3 protein-coding genes are annotated in these 1719 nt (G+C 25.6%); all 3 read right to left on the minus strand.

Features of this window, described 5'->3' with window-relative positions; all coding sequences use genetic code 11:
- Positions 1–75: 75 nt before the first annotated feature.
- Genes BUB51_RS12510 through BUB51_RS12520 form a run of 3 tightly spaced genes read right to left on the minus strand, consistent with a single transcriptional unit; the run spans position 76 to position 1652 of the window.
- The gene (locus BUB51_RS12510) at positions 76–255 is read right to left on the minus strand and encodes a hypothetical protein (protein ID WP_073198174.1); all 180 of its coding nucleotides are present in this window, start codon (positions 253–255) and stop codon (positions 76–78) included.
- Positions 248–619 (minus strand): hypothetical protein, encoded by a 372-nt coding sequence (locus tag BUB51_RS13520; protein ID WP_083599632.1) that lies wholly within the window; start codon positions 617–619, stop codon positions 248–250. Before BUB51_RS13520 ends, BUB51_RS12510 begins: the two co-directional genes overlap by 8 nt.
- On the minus strand, positions 558–1652 hold the full coding sequence (locus tag BUB51_RS12520; protein ID WP_073198175.1) for a hypothetical protein: 1095 nt from the start codon (positions 1650–1652) through the stop codon (positions 558–560). Before BUB51_RS12520 ends, BUB51_RS13520 begins: the two co-directional genes overlap by 62 nt.
- Between the last annotated feature and the right edge of the window lie 67 nt (positions 1653–1719).

The raw sequence follows: 1719 nt of genomic DNA on the forward strand, positions 1-1719 counted from the left end.
AATCGGAAAATCTCAAATTTTTAGTGCTTATTCTGAAATTCTTATAAATCAACGGACTATCGCCCTAAAAAATTTTCAAGTGCTAAATTTCTGTAATTTTTTATATTCTTCATAATCACTTTCACTCCAAGCAGTTAATTCATTAAATGTATGTAATTTATCTTGTACAAGATATTTCAATATGTCACCAGTCCTCGCACCTATCCCCTTTAATTCTCTTATCTTAACTTCAATTTGTCTGTCTTTATTATTCATCTTTTATCACTCTGTATATTTTAATAGTATCTTCCAATGGATCAAACGTATGATTACAAAAATCACAAGTAAGATCTTCAGGCATGTCAGTAAGAGTACGTAATAACTTTCCTTTAAATCTACTACATTCAAAACAATATACCTCATAGTTTGTCTCAAGAATTCCCATATCTTTAATTTCCTCTAAGATCTTATACATAGTTACTATATCTACATTTATTCTTGATTTTAATGCACTTGGATACACTCTGTCATTTAACTTCCAAGTTTTCATACTCTTACTAAGTTGTTTTATCTGATATTCAGTTAGATTGTATTTTGTTTTTAAGTTCTCGATAACATTCAATAAGATATCTGGTGACATAATCTATTCTCTCCTTATCTCCCAATTCATCATAATGCATAAAGAAACTATATTCTCGGTCTTTATAATTATGTTTAATTCCTATTTTTATTCCTTTCTCTGGCCATATCATTTTTACTGAAGGTAAATCTGAATTCGTTTCTATCCCTTCAATAAATTGCTTTAACATATCTTTAATTTTCTTCGTTTCATTATTGCTATTAAAAATATTTTGATTTGTATCTATAAGTTGCTCTAATTCCCCTAATATAGGTATTATCATTTCCTCATTACTTGAAGCATCTAAATATGCAATAGTTCCATTCCTCAATAGTTCTACTGCATATATGGAAACATCATCCTTTTCTTCCTTTATATAATTAACCACCGCTTTAAAATCTATAGTTGTTGTGGTAATATTTAGCAAATCATTTATCTTACTTACTACTTTATCAATAATATCGGCATAAAAAGTATGTCTAGTCTTATAATTAAGTCCTATCCTATCAAATCTAATTTCCAAAACATTTATCTCATTATCTATTATGGCCAAAACATTGTACTTTACATACTGATTTATATCCTCTAATTCTCTGTTTTTTAATAAGAAATTAAATTTTAAATATACTTTATTTCCTTCTACTCTTAATGTAGGCCTATCTCCTTCGGTACTAATAAAATCATACATTGTACTATCTTTTTTATACATTAATATCTTATTTTCATCAACTAAATCTTGTATTATATCAAATTTAAATTCTTTTACTTCAAAAATCACACTATGTCTATATGCTTTGTTAAACTCGAATTCTTCAATATACTTATAACAAATTTTTTTATCATCATTTTTCAATATATATTCAATTTTACTATCAATATCGTCAATATATGATACATTCATAATAAAAGAAATTTGTCCTTTTGGTGATACTCTCTTATCATTAATTATTAATCCATCTTTGGATAATTGCTTAAGTATATTTTTTTTAAAATAATTAGGATATACATTCTTTACAGTATCTACTAAACAATTAATATATCTTTCAAAACTCATTCCTATCCCCCTATTTTATATACGATAATCTAATCTTAATTAAACATATTATATCATAATTTACAAT

This window comes from Caloranaerobacter azorensis DSM 13643 (assembly GCF_900129995.1).
Lineage (GTDB): Bacteria > Bacillota > Clostridia > Tissierellales > Thermohalobacteraceae > Caloranaerobacter > Caloranaerobacter azorensis.

Coding starts and splice junctions, on each gene's coding strand:
- BUB51_RS12520 (WP_073198175.1), bottom strand. CDS start 1,652: ATGAGTTTTGAAAGATATATTAATTGTTTAGTAGATACTGTAAAGAAT.
- BUB51_RS12510 (WP_073198174.1), bottom strand. CDS start 255: ATGAATAATAAAGACAGACAAATTGAAGTTAAGATAAGAGAATTAAAG.
- BUB51_RS13520 (WP_083599632.1), bottom strand. CDS start 619: ATGTCACCAGATATCTTATTGAATGTTATCGAGAACTTAAAAACAAAA.